Here is a 14,015-nt window from a genome sequence, read left to right as displayed (position 1 = left end):
GCGCCAATGGTTGTCGGTTCTATGTTGGTGAGACTATATTTTTGTTGAGCGTATCGGTCGAGTCGCGGGCAGGCGAGCCACAGTCGTTAGCAGCCGGGTCCTCTGCGGTCAGGTTGCTGATGATGACGCCAGCGGCCTCCTCGTGTCGTACGACGGTGAATAGGTCTGCCGGTACGTGCAAGCTGGTGAGCATCCGGTTGATGGCATCGAGCCGCTTGCTGGTCGGCACCGTCAGCAGCAGGCGCGGCATGACGCCGTCCGGGCCGACACCGCCGCGGGTGAAAAAGTCGAGGTAGACCCGGCATTTGTTGGCCAACGTCGTCAATGCCTCGGTGGCCAGATCGACTTCCAGCCACCAATGATCGCGTAACTCGGCCGTCGAGATGGCGACGTAGCCGTCCGGCTTGATCCAGCCGCCGGCGTTGCCGGCCGGCCACCAGCAAGCTGGCTCGGCCTGGAACATGTCGAGGTCGACACCACAAACTCTGGCTTGCTCGACAAGCCGGACGTACAGCTCGCTGACGGCCAGCGTATGGGCGGTGAAGTGCTGGCCGGGCTGGCTTGGTCGGCGGATGCGCCGGCGTTCGTCCGCCTGTTGGTTGCGCCGGCGCAGTAGCCGCTGGCCGTTGACGTCAAGGGCGAAGACCAGCTGGTCGGAACCATGCAGGCTTCCGCCGATGCGGCGCGGCAAGGGCGTCAGGATCTCGGCGTCGGCCAGCCGTTTGAGTACCCGCCAGCGCATGACAGCTCGGCTCTTGCCATGTAGGTCGCTGAAGTGCAGACGTTCCAGCTGCTGGCCGGTCAGCAGGCGCAGCTGGTTGACGCTGTCGATGACGGCCCAGTCGCGCGGGCTGAGCCGGGCGGCCAGGTCAGCTATAGCCGCCTTGCTGGCTCGGCTTGCCTGTGGCCGATTGCGCGCGGTCATACCTCGGCCTCGCAGAGGCCGAGGTCTTTCATTGGCTGCACTCGAAAACAGCAGCCGGCTGACCACTGAAAATATGCCGCTCGCCGGCGTCGGAGGTCGGCAGCGACCCCAACGGCGATACCAACGGTCGGGTGGGGCAAGCCGGTCATGACGTACCGGCCTTCCGGCTACGGCCGATCGGTCGCTGCGCCGTGTCGACGGCGATCCGGGCCTGCAACTGGGCTTCGACCTCACGGCGCGGCCGTCCGTACTGCTGACGGCTGAGAGCCGCCAGTTCTTCGGCCTCACGCAGCGGTTCGGAAAGCGGCAGCGTCTTGCCCGTGGTCGGCAACCGCGTACTGCCGTCGATGCACGGTCGGATGGCCACCTCGTAGGCATCAAGGCCCATCAGGTCGGCGGCCGTCAGGCTGGGCGCGAACCGGCGCTCCAGGATCCTGGCGTCGTCGTAGTCGCATTGGAAGACGATCTGGCTGCGAACCGTCCCGAAAATGGCTCGCAGCACCGGCTCCGTCAGCTGGTCGAGGAACTGGTTGGCCAGGATCAGGCCGAGGCCGTAACCGCGGGCCTGGGCCAGCATGTCGGCCAGCTGACGGTCGCTGCCGAGGCGCAGGATCTCTTGGAACTCATCCAAGTAAGCCCAAGTCGGTCGGCGCTTGTCTGGCAGTACGGCGGCGCGGGCGCGGGTGGCTTGAGCCAGGCCGGCCACGAGCAGCGAGCCGAGCAGCTGGGCCGTGTCGCTGCCGATGATGCCGGCGCTGAGCGGTACCAACAGGATCTTGCGCTGGTGGAAGATCTGGCCGATGTCGATGCCGTCGCTCTGGCCAAGCATCAGCCGGAGAGCCGTACGGGTCGAGAATTGACGCAGTTTGTTGAGACTCGGCCCGATAATCTTCCAGCGCTCGGCGTCGGTTAGCTGGTCGTAGCCGTACCAGAAGGGCCGCAGCATGGCCGGCACGGTCGGCTGACTCAAGACGCTGCGCCGGAAAACCGGGTTGGTCAGCAGTTCGGCCGCCTCGACCAAGGTGAAGGCCGAGCCATGCGGTGCTGTGGTGTGGATGAGCGTCAGCAATGTCGAGCGCAAGGTCTCGCTGGTTCTGGGTCCCCAGGACGAGCGCCACAGCTCCGAGAAGGTATTGACGACCTGGTCGACGACGAGCTCGCGGTCGTGCTCGGAATTGCCGGCTTGCAGCAGGTTGAAGCCGATCGGCCGGTCGGTGCGGGACGGATCGAGGACGATGACGTCGTCCGTCCTGTCCTCCGGTACGCGCCTCAGGACTTCGTTCACCAAGTCGGCCTTGGCATCGACCAGGATCAGGCCGTCGCCGCGGGCGATGTCCTGCAGCGCCTGATTGGCGATCAAGGTCGACTTGCCGCCGCCAGTCGGGCCGACCAGGTAGGTGTGGCGTAGCCGGTCGGTCGTCTTGAGCGCCAGTGGTCGGTTCTGGAAGCCTGGAAAATTGGATTCGGCTAGGACAACGCCGCTGCGGGCCGTGTCGCGCGGTGGTGGCAACTGGCGAGCTCGACCCAGATCCAAACCGGGCAGCTGCTGCGTACCGGTCGGGAGGCCGAGCAGGCCGGCCGCCTCGCTGGTGTTGAGGCGCAGCGGCCAGGTAGTGAGCGGCAAAGCGCGTTGGTAGAGCCGCCGAATCACCAGACGAGATGACAACTGCCGCCGGACGACGGCCACGCCGGGGGCGTCGAGCGTGCTGAGCGCGTTCGTCAGCTGGTTCAGCAGATGACCGGCCCGCTCTGGCTGGCTGGCGCTGACGCCGATCCGGCCGACAGCATCGAACAGCGAGCCGGTCTGTTTTTGGCGCAGGGCCTGGACAAGTGCCTGGTCCTCCGCATCTCGCCGCAGTGCGACGGCCCGGGCTCCGGACAATAGCCATTGCAGGCGAATGGATTCGCGGCCGCGGAGCGGGTACAAGCCCGATAGCAAGGCGGTGACGGTCGTTTCGGCGCGCTCGTGTGCCAGCGGCTGGGCCAGATTGGTCAGCCGCAGTTCACAGGCGGCGGTCAGATCGGGGCGATCGGTCAGATAATCCGGAGCTTCGTCGATGCGTACGCCCGGCAAACCGGCGCGCAGTTGGGCCAACAGCTCGGTTTGACCGGCCGAGATCAGCAGGAAGAAGGCGATACCTCGGTTGTCGGCACGGATTTCCAGGCCGACCGGTCGGTGCCGGCTGGCGCTGGCCAACATGTCGAGCCAAGCGGTCAGTTGACCGCTCGTCAGGCCGCGTGGTGGTACGAAGCGGTAGGCCGTCAGGTGACTTTGCCAGCGACGGGCCGCCAACCAGCGGTCACCGACGACAACGCTCAGCAGGACGAAGCCAGCAATGCCGGCGAGGATGGCGACGCTCATGGCGTCTCACCCTCGGGACTGCTGCGTGGTTTTGGTAGCCGCCGACAGGTGTTTGCCTCGCTCTCCGCGGTGGTCCGACGGTGTTCGGCCAGAGCGATCAGGGCGGCGGCCAGGCGGTCCAGATCGAGTTCGGTCCGACGCTGGCCGATAATGCGAATGTTCTTCTTAGACGTGGACATGGAGCGAGTTCCTGTTGAAATACTGCTTGGTCAATGCATACGACCTCCCGAGTCGTAGACGGATTGGGAAGAAAACTGAGCGCACTCCGGGCTCTACTAAGCCAGCCGCCGCCCGGCCAGGCAAGCGTCAAATTGACAGCTGCCTGGTACTGGCCGCAGATGCGCCCTGGACAGTCAAACTTGATGACATGAGTTATTGTTGCCCGGCGGTATATGGAGACGGTGCGCAGAAGGCATTGTAAATTCTACTATTTCCTATGCGTTTCAAATGACCGATAATCGAGAAAGAATAGCAATTGACGAGACGGAGAGGAGCTTGGTGTCTATGGGTAAACGTCAACACAAAAATGAACCATCCTCAAGTGAGCTCGGTGAGCGCGTCCGCCGAGCACGCGAAGCGAAAAGAATGTCAGCCCGCCAACTGGCTGAGGTGATGTTCATGAACGTCGCCTACATCTCGCGTCTTGAAGCCGGATACTTTAGACATCCGTCACCAGAAAAGCTGCAACGGTTGGCAGCGGCCCTCGACCTGAACTATGACGATCTGTTCAGTCTGGCTGGTTACTCCGTACCGGAAACCTTGCCGAGCTTTCTGCCGTACCTTCATGCCAAATACGATCTCAGCCAGGAAGATGCGCAGCGGCTGGCCGACTACTTTCAACTACTCCAGTCGCAACACGGCATCACCGAGCGCCAGTCGGATCGTGTCGCCAAGGACCCGCCGCTCGACCCAAAGAGCGTCGACTGGAGGGAACTCTAAGACGGACATAGCCAGCCTGTTCACAAATAAAGATCGAATCGCCAAGCAACAGCACAACAAGCTAACTTACGAGGAGAACGTTATGGAACAAACGCCACCACCCAACATTATCGACGACATTCGAGCTGTTATGCCCAGCTCAATTCTCAGCTATCTGCCACGGCAGCTACGTCGAGATGAAGCGCGTGATATCGCTGAGCGCCAGGCGGCGACGCTGCTGCGGCTGCTGGACATCACCAAGCCGCCGGTTGAGATCGAGCTGGTCATGGAGCGGCCTGAACTCGTCATTGAGTTCGTCTGGCAGCCACTTGCTGGCGTCACCGAGTGGACCGGCGATCATTGGAAGATCCATGTCAACGCCGACTATGACGTGTGGCAGGCTCGCGAGGCTCTGGCTCAGAAGCTGAAGTACATCCTGGACGATCCGTTCCGTGAAGCACTTTACCCAGACTGGTCGCATCACGATTCTGCGCAGCGGCGGCCGGAGAGCACCGAAGCCATCGCTAAGTACTTCGCCGGTTGTGTGCTGGTGCCGACGCCATGGCTGATTCAGGCCCGGGAAAAGGGTACTCACAGCGTCAGTGGTCTAGCCACTCTCTTTCACGTATCTGAGCAGCTGATTCGCACTCGGCTTTGTCAGGCCGATCTGGCGCCGAACTGTTGGCGCGGCTACACCAGATGTGTCTGTCGGAAGGGGCGGCAGGCAATCACCGAGCAGGTCGAGCATCTTGCCGCCAACCGACCAGCCTTATCCGGAGCACAGACTTAGACTACTCAGTAAGAAAACCTAATGGAGATAGCAATGTATGAAAGACAACACGACAAATTGGCATAGCGGCAGTGGTAGGGACAACGACGACAAGCTCAAGCGCGGTGGCGCTCAGCCGGCTGCAGCCGCGCCGAGGCGACTTCTTACCGTAACTGAGGCCTGCGAGGTGCTCAGGATCAGCTCCTGGACCTTGTACCGGCTGATCTGGGCTCGCCAGTTGAACACGATCAAGATCGGCCGCCGCCGACTTATCCCGGCCGTTGCTGTGGACGAGATGCTGAAGCGCCTGGCGGCCGAAGGGGAGACCCTTTGATGGCTCGCCGGGCGATCGGCGAGGGGACCATATATAAGCGGAAAGATGGCCGGTATGAAGGCGCCGCCTTCTTTCGGACGGTCGCTGGTGCTCGTAAGCGGTTCAGCGTCTATGGCAAGACGCGTGAAGAGGCCCACGCCAAGCTGGTCGAGGCTCAGGCACGCGCGCACCGCGGTAATCCGATTCCAGATAAGAGTTGGAAGCTCGCCGCCTATCTTGACTACTGGCTCGAACACATCGTCCGTCCGAGCCTCAGCCCGAAGACCTATGAGCACTACGAGGTAGCCACGCGGCTATATCTCAAGCCGGCTCTGGGAACTAAGTTACTAACCCGGCTTAATGTGCCGATGGTGCAGACGTATCTGAACCAGCAGCTCGAAGCTGGCTGCTCCGTTCGGCGCGTCCAGATCATTAGAAAGACGCTCAGCTCGGCGCTCACTCGCGCCATGAAGGAAGAGCTCGTGACCCGTAACGTGGCTCGTTTGGTCGAACTGCCAAGCTATGAGCCGGCCGAGGTCAAGCCATGGTCGGGCGATGAAGTGTCGAAATTTCTGTCCGCCATTGTCGACCATCGCTGGTACCCGATCTTCTTGCTGCTCCTCATGTATGGCCTCCGGCGCGGCGAGGTATTGGGCCTCCGCTGGCAAGACATCGACTTTGAAGAAGGCGAGATCCACGTTCGTCAGCAACTCCAACGAGTTGGTCGCGAGTTGCTGCACCGGCAGCTGAAGACACGAGCCAGCCGACGTGACTTGCCCATGCTCGATGTCGTTCGGCAGACATTACTCGTCCATCAGGCTCGACAGACTAAGATCCATGCTTCCGCGTCGGAGTCGTCCGCGGTGAGTGACGATGACTTCGTCTTCACGACCGACGTCTACACACCGATCGAACCGCGAAACCTGGTGCGGACGTATTGGCAGCTGTGCGATCAGGCTGGCGTCCGGGTTATCAAGCTGCACCATTTGCGTCACACCGCCGCGACGTTGCTCAAGAAGCTCGGCGTGCCGGCGCGCGACGCGCAGCTTATCCTCGGACACTCACAAATCTCCGTCACGCAGCAGATCTATCAGCACGACGATATAGACTCCCGTCGTGATGCCCTGGATAGGGTCGCAAACTTCGTATTCGGTGACGGTCAGGTGGTTACCCAGAGAACGTCTAGCAGTCAACTACCGCCGTCAAACAACGACTTTTCGGGCAATTTTTCTGCTATGACCTCTGGTGACCTGCGGCTTCGAACCTGTGGAAAACCGAGTCTTAAGAGGTCCAACAGGGGTCGCTGGAGCGACCAAGTCGCCTCTGTGCAGAGTGTGATGCGGGCGCGTACAAGACGCTGGGTTCTTGGCCTCACCGCCGTCAGCGGGTGCCGTCAGAATCCAGATCCTGCGGAAGGTTTGTGTCCGTGCTGTGGTGCGCTGATTCAAGTCACTCAAGAAGCATCCAACAACGGAGGGCTGATTCTTGAGCACCTCGATGACACGGGCGATGAACAGGAGGTTGCGGAGTGAACCGGGATCAGCAACTTGCAGGGCGCGGTCCGCCGACTGGTGAGCGCGCTCCCTGGCGTACTACGCCAGGAGAGTTTGAGCAACCAAAAACGACTCCAAACCCTTTGGAGGAGCCACCGGGACTCGAACCCGGGACAAATTGCTTAAGAGGCAACTGCTCTAACCAGCTGAGCTATGGCTCCATGAGTATTTGAAATCGCCGCTTCTATTTTATCATCTGCATCACTCTTTTCAAGATCGTTTTTCGCACCTAAATGAGGTGAGTGTTCGTGCACCCAAAATCAAGCTCTAAATAGGAACCACCATGCTATGGAACAACATCCCTTCAGACCCTTTGAGGCGGAACCCTCCCGAAACCCTTTCACTGGCTACGATCCGCAGCTAGAGCCGCCCTACCTAGACGACCCGTTCGACAGTCACATCCGCGAAGGCGTCACGTCGGCCGAAGCCGAGCACCGTCTCATCGACGACACCACGGCCGCCGTGATTGCCTTCATGTACCACGACGGTCTGGACTCGGCGTTCTTGCGGCTGGCCCGGACTGGCGAGGTCGACGCCGAGCGCTTAGCCGCCGAAATCGCCGCCGCCAATGCCGAAGACATCGACTACGAAGGCGCCATGGACGCGCTGGCCGCCTACTGCGCTGACCGCGCGGCCGCTGGCGAAACAGCTGCTGTGCTCGGTTGGGCCGAACGGGCGAGTGAAGAACTCAGCCGCCGCCATGCCATTTGGGATGTGGCGGAAGCTGAGCGGAACCGCGATTGGCTCATCGCCGACGGTATGGCCGCTGCCGAAGCCGCCAGCTGCGATATCGACCATCTCACCGCACGTGAAATTGCCCGCCGCCTCATGCGAGGCAGCGATGGCCCGCTGGCTGCCTTGGCCGCTACCGGTGTCGTTGATGCACATGGCGTCATGCAGGAGTTGGACGCCTTGGTCAACGCCGATAGCGGTTTTGACCTGGAAATTCTGTTTCTCGGCTCGTACGTCAACAGCCGTGCAGAAGCCGGCGAGACCGCCGCGGTTCCAGGGTGGACTGAGCTGACAAACCATGCGCCACGCCGCCAGCCGGCAGCTGCAGACATCGACACGACCACGCTTCGCGCCTCAACCACCGAATCCGACCACAATCTAAACGAACCTGACCCATTTCACTGGGCAGACGCTGCCACCTGGCACACCGACGACCAGCAGAACAGTGAGCTGGACGAAGCGGAAGTCTACGCCGCCCGTCTGCAAGCCCTGTTCGAGCTGGCCGACCACGTCGACGCCGAACTTGGCGATCGCACATCTTTAGACGACCTTTGGGCGGGCCGCTGTCCGTATCAAGATGGCCGGCCTGGCGGCATCGTCATGCTGCGCACGCCGTACGCCGACGTGCGGGTCTTCGAGACAGACTCCGACGAGGCGTTGCAAGCGGAGTGGGAGACGCTGGAACGCGAGCATGAGGCATACGAGTCCGCCGTGGCCGGTGCGGGGTTGGGCCAGCGCTCGCCTAACGAACCGCTGGAGCCAACCATCTGGGTCGCCAGTCTGGCCGACTACACCAACGGCCACCTGCACGGCGCCTGGTTCGACGCCACGCTCAGCGCCGAAGAACTCCAGGATGCGGCCAACTTTCTGTTGCGTGGCAGCCGCACACTCGGTGCCGAGGAACCAGCCATCTTCGACTACAGCGACTTTGGCCGATTGGGACTGGATGACGATCTCGGCGAGCATCCCAGCTTTGCCACGGTTTCCAAGCTGGCCAACGGTTTACGTGAGCACGGCGAAGCGTATGCGGCCTACGTCGCCGTGGTCGGCCTGCACAACCCGAACGACCTGGACACCTTTGCCGACGCCTACGAAGGTGCGTACGACTCCATGCATGCCTGGGCTGAGGCCCACGTTGCCGCCATGGACGACAGCAACTTCCAGCAGTACATCCCAGACTGGCTAGCCGAACATGTGCACATTGACTACGAAGGGCTGGCGGAAGAACGAAGCCACTACCTCGACGTCGTTGACCGGCCGGGAGGAGGCATTTATGTCTTCCGCACGGATGTCTGAGCTCGCCAGCCGCGTCGACGAGCTGCCGCGCAACACGGTGCTGGTTGGCGACGCGCAGGCGCAGTTGTGTAGGTTGCCGGATGCGTCCGTCGACATGGTGCTGACCAGCCCGCCGTACTTTCGGCTGCGAGATTACGGCGTCGACGGACAGTTCGGCCTGGAGCCAGATGTCGACACCTGGGTCGGGATGCTGCGCGAGGTCATGGCCGAAGTAGCTCGCCTACTGGTGCCGACCGGCACCCTCTGGCTGAATCTCGGCGACAGCTACAGCCTGCACCAGAACCAAGGCGCGCCAGCCAAAAGCCTGCTGCTGGCACCAGAACGACTTGCCGCGGCCCTGCTGGCCGACGGTTGGACGCTGCGCAACAAGGTCATCTGGAGCAAGACCAACCCGATGCCCAGTCCGGTGCGTGATCGGCTTAGCGCCACCCACGAGTACGTCTACGTCTTCGCCCGGCAGAAGCGGTACTTCTTCGACTTGGACGCCATCCGAGAGCCGCATGTCAGTGTCACCCGGCCGCCGCGGTCGACGACGGCGACAGACAGCGTGCCGGAGCACTGGCGCGGACCGAACAGTGATGGCGGCTCCGGACTGGCCAAGCTCAAGGCTGCCGGCCTAGTGGGACATCCACTCGGCAAGAATCCCGGCGATGTCTGGCGCCTGCCGACGGTTGGCTTCAAGGGAGCCCACTTCGCCACCTTCCCGCGCGCATTGGCCGAACGTGCCATCCGCGCCGGCTGTCCAGAGCAACGGTGCGCCACCTGCTATTTGCCCTGGCAGCGGCCAATGCTACGCGGGCTAGGCGGGTCGGCTCGTCGTGGCGCACTTGGGCCGACATGTGACTGTGACGCTGGTATTCAACCTGGCTTAGTACTCGATCCGTTTCTCGGCAGCGGCACCACCGCCCTGGTCGCCGAGCAGCTGCATCGCGACTGGTTGGGCATCGAGCTGAACACAGATTTTGCGCAACTGGCGATGCAGCGGCTGCTAGCGACACGAGCCTCGCCGGCGGCATAGGTCGCACCTCGTCGGTGGCCTGCGATCGACCTCGTCAGCTCACCCGGAGCTGGCCGATCGCACCACACCGAGGAGGTCGGTCACCATGACCGAACTAACCGGCCCTGGCGTCAAGACGCTGGGGATCAAGCTGCCGGCCGGATTGCACGCGCAGTTCACGCTGGTAGCCCAACTTGACGACATGTCGCTCGCCGACGCCGCCCTGCTGGCAGTCGAGCACTACGTCAAGACCAAGCGCGCCGAACCGACGTTCGGCGCCAGGGCCAAGGCCGCGCTGGAATCGATCGAGCGCGAAGCTCAAGCCCGCCAGGCGGCCATCCAGTCGTTGTTTGGGGACGACGTGCCTCAGGCCGCGGATGGACCGCCGGCCAAGCCGGCGCTCAAGAGCGTCGGTAGCAAGAAGGCTGCGCCGCCGGACGGCGCGAAGGGCTAGCTCTTCGCATTACCGTCGACAGGCGCAGCAAGAAGCCGGGAGTCATCCAGACTCCCGGCTTATCACCTCTGCAGTGTCCACCAGAGTTTGACCGGCAGTGGGCTCAACGAGCACTGGTTCCCACTCGCGGCCGCGGTTTGACACCGGCCTCGATAAGAGCCCGGCGTACGGCGTTGTAGTTTGTGCCAAGCGCCTTCGCGACTGCTCTATATCCTTTGCCTTGGTTCAGGTATATGTCGCGGGCCAGGCGCAGCTGATCGGGAGTGAACTGGATGGTGGTATGCCCGCCAGGGCGCAACCGAACACCGGCAACGTGCAAGCTATGTCCGACCGTGGACGCGCTGAAGCCTAGGCGCTGAGCGATCACAGTCGTGGTCAGTTGGTCATCCTCATACATTTTCCGAGCCTTGGCCAGCAATTCAGGAGTAAATTTCGAGTTCCGGATCGCATGTCGAGGGCGCATCACTACCCCCGCCTCCATGAGACGGGCCCGTACCTTCCATAGCTTAACAGCCATCGCTTCGGCGGTCTGCTCAAGTGTGAGTTTGTCATCCTCGTACAGCCTGCGCGCTCTGTCGATGTCGAAGGAATCAGCTGGAGACTCCGCGGCTACTGACCTGTCGCGAGCATGCGTCGGACGAACTCGATCGATCGGCCGCGCCTTGCCCGCCAAGACCAGCGCCTGTCGGTCAGGATCTGGCAGGCCTACGCGCATGGTATGGAGAAACATACCGTCCAGATAAACATCAGTCTCGTTTGCATCGACACGCAATTTTGCGACCTGGCCACCATGTTCCGGACCAAGGAAAACGCGGACCCTATCGCGGAGTACTACAGCGCCTGACGGTGGCAGAGTCCGTGTGGTCTCGATTGCCGGTGGAACCACCACGTCGAAACTAGCCCAATCAAATGGTTCCGGAGTACGAGTTGCATCACTAACAAAGCTAAGGTCCGCCTCACTCAACTCCGACGGTGCGAGAAAGACGCATCGATCGTCGAGGAAGAGACCAATCCTGTCGACGTCGGCTCGGATCACCAGCGATTGGCCGGCCAACTTAGGGTTCAGGTAGAAATTCCAATGAGTGCCGAACTTGACGAGTCCGCTCGTCGGTATAACCCGACGAGATTCGAGGTTGACGCCGACCGCTACTCGCCAGGATGCCAGCAGCTGACGTGGCGTGATCTGATCAACCAGCTCGGCCACTTGGCGGCCGTGATTGCGAGCGGAACCGTGATCCTTTGCTTGTGGCATTGACAGGCCATTTCGTGCGTACATCGCGGCCAACTGCTCATCGGCGGCGTTCACCTTGAGCCACTCAACAGCTGAGGGGATCGCATCCTCATCCCAGATGTCGTCGTCATCGACAATGTCTTCAAGATTATAATTGGACACCAGCTCGCACCAGCTAAGCGCCATCTCCCAGGCATCGGCTAGCTCACTCGGTGATGCCTTAGTGAGGATGGTCAGGATAAGGTCGTGCCGAGGTTTGTTGTCGAAATCAGTCTCTAGGATGATCTCAGATCCCAATTCCATGAGTAGGTATTGAAACTGTTCATCCGTTGCGGCCTCAAGCTGTGCTGCAGCAAGGTTCCTTAGCTCAGTTGGCCAGTCAACTTGACGGCCGCCTTTATGCGGCGCCAGCAGGAGTGAAAGTGAATCGGATTCGTCGAGCATTACTGTACATATTGTGACTTCGATGTGTTAATAAATCAAGTGATCTATTCATCGCCACGTATACGTGGCGCTATCAAAGATTGCTTGAAACGCGAAGGTCAACCGTTGGCACCGAATAGCGGCGGGCATTTGCGATGCCGGCCGGTGGCGCATCTCGCCGATTTGAGTGATCACCTGAGGTAGCCCTCGGTCACATCGGCGCCGATGTCTTCTGCGCGCCAAGACGTTGTCGACGCCATGTTCGACTATTATCTAGGGATGGCAAGTGCGCACTTTATGGCCAGGTTTACAAGCGGACTGTCGACCATTACAAGAAGCGTACCGACGAATTCTAAACAAGGCGCGCCACCTCGACTGACATAGGGTGAAATGGCAATCAACGCTCGGACGCGAGGTACCGTTCGACAAGTGCAGTAGGTAGTCGGCCGCGGCGAGGGAAAGGAAGATCGTGGGCTTGTGCCCAACTCCGGATCTCGGCGGCGGCTGGCTGAGAGTCACGGCGTGTCCGTCGAACAGTTCCGACTGGCCGTTTGAGATCGATGACATAAACCGTCTCGCCAGCACGCTCGGTCATACCGATGGCGTCGGCGCTGGTCGGCCGGCAGATGTACCGGCCGACATATGGTTCTGGGTCGATTTTGTTTGGGTGGAAGAATCCTCCAAACCAGACGGCGTGGCTATCAGAGCTGGATCGAATTCCCGAGACGCGCCAGAGCGGGAAGGCTCTCGGATTATCTGAAGTCGTGAAGGCTAGGACGACGCATTGATGGGCTGCTTCCCAGTAGATATGGACTCGTTTACTGGCCGACAGCTGGTTGGTCTGCAGGAAGTGCATGGCAAGGCTAATGCGGCCGCGTCGGTTAATCGATACGTCACCGGCGGGTAGTCGCGGACCTGGCGAATATGGATACTCAATGGGCTGGTATTTAGATGGCATCTTTGACATACTAATGCCATTAGTATAATAAATTCGCAAAAAGCTGTCGAGCATCTACGCGGTGACGTGAGTCTTGCCGGTACATCATCGATGACCGGTATTCTATAAAGATGATCGAGGCGGCCAGGCGTAGAACAAGGCGATGAGCCAAGACCAGCCTGATCCCGAACTCATGATCACCTTCTGTCGACAGGAACTGCCGCAGCTGCTGGTTAACGACTGTGGGCTGACGAGCGACCGGGCCGCAGCCATTGGTCAGGACATCCTCAACCGGGCCGAAGCCTTCGCCAGCTACGACGAACCGACTCGTGACGTCCTGATCGCCCCGTTCATCGAGGAAGCCGCTTGGCACGATCCGCGGAACGCGGCACTGGAACTGCGAGCCGCCGTGACGGTGGTGGTGCGTAACAGCCTCCTCGAAGAGGCGCATGTCGACCGTGCCGTCAAGGCCGAACATATCCGGCTGATCACGACGGCGGCGGCCGGACCGCTGTCGCACCTGCTGGCCTCGCGACGACGTACGCCACTTGATGCTCTGCCCGGACCCGACCCGTTCCGCGGACTGGCGCAACGCTACCCGCGCGCCTGGGCTGCATTGACGGCCCTGGTCGAAGCTATCCCAGCGGGTGGCCGTCACGCCTACCGCCTGCCAGAAGCGCCGCTGCCGGAGCTGCCCGCCGGCGATGCGCTGGTCGACTCGAAGCCGTCAGAAGAGAACGACCAACACCTGGTCTTGAGCGCCATCGAGCCACGCTTCGATCGGTACATCGTCGAACGACTGCAACTGGCAGTCGACGGCCAGCCGACGACGCTGTTCGTGCCGGCGCTGAGCCGCTTGTCCCGCAACAGCAATAATCTCTGTCGCATCATCGAGATCACGCTGGCCTACGACTCGCAGATCCTGACAACCAACACCTTGATCCGCCCGGATGACGTGTGGGTGCGCCGCGGCGTACCGGTAAGGCCCGACAGCTATGAGTCCTTAGCCGGCCTGAAGGACATCCAAGGTCTATCTGGTTCTCATCGCAAGCTGGCCGAGACGATGCTGCGCCAGCTCGGCGAGTAGGCCGGTGACGGCAGTCAT

12 protein-coding genes and 1 tRNA gene are annotated in these 14,015 nt (G+C 61.3%); 8 read left to right on the top strand and 5 right to left on the bottom strand.

Features of this window, described 5'->3' with window-relative positions:
• Nucleotides 1–19: 19 nt before the first annotated feature.
• Entirely contained in the window at nt 20–991 is a 972-nt protein-coding gene (locus GNX95_RS35650) for a replication-relaxation family protein (protein ID WP_222854204.1), read from the bottom strand.
• A 79-nt stretch (nt 992–1,070) separates the two neighbouring features.
• Entirely contained in the window at nt 1,071–3,287 is a 2,217-nt protein-coding gene (locus GNX95_RS35645; protein WP_163512212.1) for a type IV secretory system conjugative DNA transfer family protein, read from the bottom strand.
• Between the two features lie 447 nt (nt 3,288–3,734).
• On the opposite strand from GNX95_RS35645, the gene GNX95_RS35640 reads away from it, so the two are divergent.
• The 4 genes from GNX95_RS35640 to GNX95_RS35625 all read left to right on the top strand — a co-directional run bounded on the left by GNX95_RS35640 (nt 3,735) and on the right by GNX95_RS35625 (nt 6,819).
• Complete coding sequence (locus GNX95_RS35640) at nt 3,735–4,226, top strand: helix-turn-helix domain-containing protein (RefSeq protein WP_343035072.1); 492 nt, start codon at nt 3,735–3,737, stop codon at nt 4,224–4,226.
• An 82-nt stretch (nt 4,227–4,308) separates the two neighbouring features.
• Complete coding sequence (locus GNX95_RS35635; RefSeq protein ID WP_163512210.1) at nt 4,309–4,995, top strand: ImmA/IrrE family metallo-endopeptidase; 687 nt, start codon at nt 4,309–4,311, stop codon at nt 4,993–4,995.
• A 37-nt stretch (nt 4,996–5,032) separates the two neighbouring features.
• Nucleotides 5,033–5,308 carry a helix-turn-helix domain-containing protein gene (locus tag GNX95_RS35630; RefSeq protein WP_163512209.1) on the top strand — a complete coding sequence of 92 codons (276 nt, stop codon included), beginning with the start codon at nt 5,033–5,035 and terminating at the stop codon, nt 5,306–5,308.
• Nucleotides 5,308–6,819 (top strand): tyrosine-type recombinase/integrase, encoded by a 1,512-nt coding sequence (locus GNX95_RS35625; protein WP_163512208.1) that lies wholly within the window; start codon nt 5,308–5,310, stop codon nt 6,817–6,819. Before GNX95_RS35630 ends, GNX95_RS35625 begins: the two co-directional genes overlap by 1 nt.
• 105 nt (nt 6,820–6,924) lie before the next feature.
• On the opposite strand, the gene GNX95_RS35620 is transcribed toward GNX95_RS35625, so the two are convergent.
• Nucleotides 6,925–7,001: transfer RNA gene (locus GNX95_RS35620), tRNA-Lys, on the bottom strand.
• Nucleotides 7,002–7,128: 127 nt separating this feature from the next.
• Here GNX95_RS35620 and GNX95_RS35615 point away from each other — a divergent pair.
• The 3 genes from GNX95_RS35615 (at nt 7,129) to GNX95_RS35605 (ending at nt 10,319) form a co-directional block, all read left to right on the top strand.
• On the top strand, nt 7,129–8,868 hold the full coding sequence (locus GNX95_RS35615) for an antirestriction protein ArdA (protein WP_163512207.1): 1,740 nt from the start codon (nt 7,129–7,131) through the stop codon (nt 8,866–8,868).
• Complete coding sequence (locus tag GNX95_RS35610; RefSeq protein ID WP_246281896.1) at nt 8,846–9,886, top strand: DNA-methyltransferase; 1,041 nt, start codon at nt 8,846–8,848, stop codon at nt 9,884–9,886. The genes GNX95_RS35615 and GNX95_RS35610 overlap by 23 nt, the downstream gene beginning before the upstream one ends.
• Before the next feature lie 85 nt (nt 9,887–9,971).
• Nucleotides 9,972–10,319, top strand: a complete 348-nt coding sequence (locus GNX95_RS35605) for a hypothetical protein (RefSeq protein ID WP_222854203.1) — start codon at nt 9,972–9,974, stop codon at nt 10,317–10,319.
• A 103-nt stretch (nt 10,320–10,422) separates the two neighbouring features.
• Here GNX95_RS35605 and GNX95_RS35600 read toward each other — a convergent pair whose 3' ends face one another.
• A complete protein-coding gene (locus tag GNX95_RS35600; RefSeq protein WP_163512206.1) occupies nt 10,423–11,994 on the bottom strand; it encodes a hypothetical protein in 1,572 nt (523 codons plus the stop codon).
• A 376-nt stretch (nt 11,995–12,370) separates the two neighbouring features.
• Nucleotides 12,371–12,568, bottom strand: coding sequence for an Lsr2 family DNA-binding protein (locus GNX95_RS44550; RefSeq protein WP_425483953.1), 198 nt, complete (start codon nt 12,566–12,568; stop codon nt 12,371–12,373).
• Nucleotides 12,569–13,073: 505 nt separating this feature from the next.
• Here GNX95_RS44550 and GNX95_RS35590 point away from each other — a divergent pair.
• Nucleotides 13,074–13,997 (top strand): hypothetical protein, encoded by a 924-nt coding sequence (locus tag GNX95_RS35590; protein WP_163512204.1) that lies wholly within the window; start codon nt 13,074–13,076, stop codon nt 13,995–13,997.
• Nucleotides 13,998–14,015 lie beyond the last annotated feature (18 nt).

Source organism: Fodinicola acaciae, from assembly GCF_010993745.1.
Classification (GTDB): Bacteria; Actinomycetota; Actinomycetes; order Mycobacteriales; family HKI-0501; genus Fodinicola; species Fodinicola acaciae.
Note: the sequence above shows the minus strand (reverse complement) of the source record. Positions and strands in the feature narration are given on the sequence as shown.

Excerpts from the sequence above, each read along its gene's own strand:
- GNX95_RS35645 (WP_163512212.1), bottom strand. The coding sequence starts at position 3,287 with ATGAGCGTCGCCATCCTCGCCGGCATTGCTGGCTTCGTCCTGCTGAGC.
- GNX95_RS35640 (WP_343035072.1), top strand. The coding sequence starts at position 3,735 with ATGACCGATAATCGAGAAAGAATAGCAATTGACGAGACGGAGAGGAGC.
- GNX95_RS35635 (WP_163512210.1), top strand. The coding sequence starts at position 4,309 with ATGGAACAAACGCCACCACCCAACATTATCGACGACATTCGAGCTGTT.
- GNX95_RS35630 (WP_163512209.1), top strand. The coding sequence starts at position 5,033 with ATGAAAGACAACACGACAAATTGGCATAGCGGCAGTGGTAGGGACAAC.
- GNX95_RS35625 (WP_163512208.1), top strand. The coding sequence starts at position 5,308 with ATGGCTCGCCGGGCGATCGGCGAGGGGACCATATATAAGCGGAAAGAT.
- GNX95_RS35615 (WP_163512207.1), top strand. The coding sequence starts at position 7,129 with ATGGAACAACATCCCTTCAGACCCTTTGAGGCGGAACCCTCCCGAAAC.
- GNX95_RS35610 (WP_246281896.1), top strand. The coding sequence starts at position 8,846 with ATGTCTTCCGCACGGATGTCTGAGCTCGCCAGCCGCGTCGACGAGCTG.
- GNX95_RS35605 (WP_222854203.1), top strand. The coding sequence starts at position 9,972 with ATGACCGAACTAACCGGCCCTGGCGTCAAGACGCTGGGGATCAAGCTG.
- GNX95_RS35600 (WP_163512206.1), bottom strand. The coding sequence starts at position 11,994 with ATGCTCGACGAATCCGATTCACTTTCACTCCTGCTGGCGCCGCATAAA.
- GNX95_RS44550 (WP_425483953.1), bottom strand. The coding sequence starts at position 12,568 with ATGACCGAGCGTGCTGGCGAGACGGTTTATGTCATCGATCTCAAACGG.
- GNX95_RS35590 (WP_163512204.1), top strand. The coding sequence starts at position 13,074 with ATGAGCCAAGACCAGCCTGATCCCGAACTCATGATCACCTTCTGTCGA.